The organism is Metabacillus indicus LMG 22858, from assembly GCF_000708755.2.
GTDB lineage: Bacteria > Bacillota > Bacilli > Bacillales > Bacillaceae > Bacillus_P > Bacillus_P indicus.
On record NZ_JGVU02000013.1, the window covers coordinates 1 to 1,515 of the forward strand.

General features: G+C 49.8%; 12 tRNA genes and 2 rRNA genes. All 14 read left to right on the forward strand.

Going from position 1 to position 1,515, the window contains the following annotated elements:
• A 23S ribosomal RNA gene (locus AZ46_RS19545) occupies nucleotides 1-153 on the forward strand; the annotation flags it as partial.
• Between the two features lie 128 nt (nucleotides 154-281).
• Nucleotides 282-397, forward strand: a 5S ribosomal RNA gene (gene rrf / locus AZ46_RS19550).
• Nucleotides 398-413: 16 nt separating this feature from the next.
• Nucleotides 414-488 (forward strand) — tRNA-Asn (locus AZ46_RS19555).
• Between the two features lie 3 nt (nucleotides 489-491).
• Nucleotides 492-579 (forward strand) — tRNA-Ser (locus AZ46_RS19560).
• A gap of 14 nt (nucleotides 580-593) precedes the next feature.
• A tRNA-Met gene (locus AZ46_RS19565) sits at nucleotides 594-670 on the forward strand.
• Nucleotides 671-673: 3 nt separating this feature from the next.
• Nucleotides 674-749, forward strand: a tRNA-Asp gene (locus AZ46_RS19570).
• A gap of 10 nt (nucleotides 750-759) precedes the next feature.
• Nucleotides 760-835, forward strand: a tRNA-Phe gene (locus AZ46_RS19575).
• A 45-nt stretch (nucleotides 836-880) separates the two neighbouring features.
• Nucleotides 881-956, forward strand: a tRNA-His gene (locus AZ46_RS19580).
• Between the two features lie 17 nt (nucleotides 957-973).
• Nucleotides 974-1,047 (forward strand) — tRNA-Gly (locus AZ46_RS19585).
• A gap of 5 nt (nucleotides 1,048-1,052) precedes the next feature.
• Nucleotides 1,053-1,129 (forward strand) — tRNA-Ile (locus AZ46_RS19590).
• Between the two features lie 27 nt (nucleotides 1,130-1,156).
• Nucleotides 1,157-1,231, forward strand: a tRNA-Asn gene (locus AZ46_RS19595).
• Nucleotides 1,232-1,237: 6 nt separating this feature from the next.
• Nucleotides 1,238-1,328 (forward strand) — tRNA-Ser (locus AZ46_RS19600).
• An 18-nt stretch (nucleotides 1,329-1,346) separates the two neighbouring features.
• A tRNA-Glu gene (locus AZ46_RS19605) sits at nucleotides 1,347-1,418 on the forward strand.
• 20 nt (nucleotides 1,419-1,438) lie between these two features.
• Nucleotides 1,439-1,514 (forward strand) — tRNA-Val (locus AZ46_RS19610).
• Nucleotide 1,515: the final 1 nt, after the last annotated feature.

Below are 1,515 nucleotides of genomic sequence, written 5' to 3' on the forward strand. Positions count from 1 at the left end.
GAAAGCATCTAAGCATGAAGCCCCCCTCAAGATGAGATTTCCCATCACATTTGTGAGTAAGAACCCTGAAAGATGATCAGGTTGATAGGTCTGAGGTGGAAGCGCGGTGACGTGTGGAGCTGACAGATACTAATCGTTCGAGGACTTAACCACAGTCTAACTAAGCGTAAATTGCACGTGAATCTTGTTATCAAACGTTATTCAGTTTTGAAAGAATAACTTCTTTCAAAAAAAAGCTTGAAATCTTCGGATTTCATAGTATAATAATTTTTGTCACTATGTCTGGTGATGATGGCAAAGAGGTCACACCCGTTCCCATACCGAACACGGAAGTTAAGCTCTTTAGCGCCGATGGTAGTTGGGGGTTTCCCCCTGTGAGAGTAGGACGTTGCCAGGCTGGTGAAAATTATTATTCCGCAGTAGCTCAGTGGTAGAGCTATCGGCTGTTAACCGATCGGTCGTAGGTTCGAGTCCTACCTGCGGAGCCATTTTGGAGAGCTGTCCGAGTGGCCGAAGGAGCACGATTGGAAATCGTGTAGGCGGTAACCCGTCTCAAGGGTTCGAATCCCTTGCTCTCAAAAAATTATTATTATCGCGGGGTGGAGCAGTCTGGTAGCTCGTCGGGCTCATAACCCGAAGGTCGCAGGTTCAAATCCTGTCCCCGCAACCAAATGGTCCCGTGGTGTAGCGGTTAACATGCCTGCCTGTCACGCAGGAGATCGCCGGTTCGATCCCGGTCGGGACCGCCATTCTTATAAAGGCTTGGTAGCTCAGTCGGTAGAGCAAAGGACTGAAAATCCTTGTGTCGGCGGTTCGATTCCGTCCCAAGCCACCATTTTCTTTTGCAAATATTTTAGCTTTAGACATTTTACAGATAGTGGCGGTTGTGGCGAAGTGGTTAACGCACCAGATTGTGGCTCTGGCATTCGTGGGTTCGATTCCCATCAGTCGCCCCATTTTATCTTTATTTACTGCGGGTGTAGTTTAATGGTAAAACCTCAGCCTTCCAAGCTGATGTCGTGGGTTCGATTCCCATCACCCGCTCCAATAATGGGCCTATAGCTCAGCTGGTTAGAGCGCACGCCTGATAAGCGTGAGGTCGATGGTTCGAGTCCATTTAGGCCCACCATTCCTATTATGGGAGCATATATGATTTTCCGCAGTAGCTCAGTGGTAGAGCTATCGGCTGTTAACCGATCGGTCGTAGGTTCGAGTCCTACCTGCGGAGCCATTTTATGGGGAAGTACTCAAGTGGCTGAAGAGGCGCCCCTGCTAAGGGTGTAGGTCGCGTAAGCGGCGCGAGGGTTCAAATCCCTCCTTCTCCGCCATTATTTTTTATTGTCTCTGGCCCGTTGGTCAAGCGGTTAAGACACCGCCCTTTCACGGCGGTAACACGGGTTCGAATCCCGTACGGGTCATCATTTTCACAAATGAATACGGAGGATTAGCTCAGCTGGGAGAGCATCTGCCTTACAAGCAGAGGGTCGGCGGTTCGAGCCCGTCATCCTCCACCAT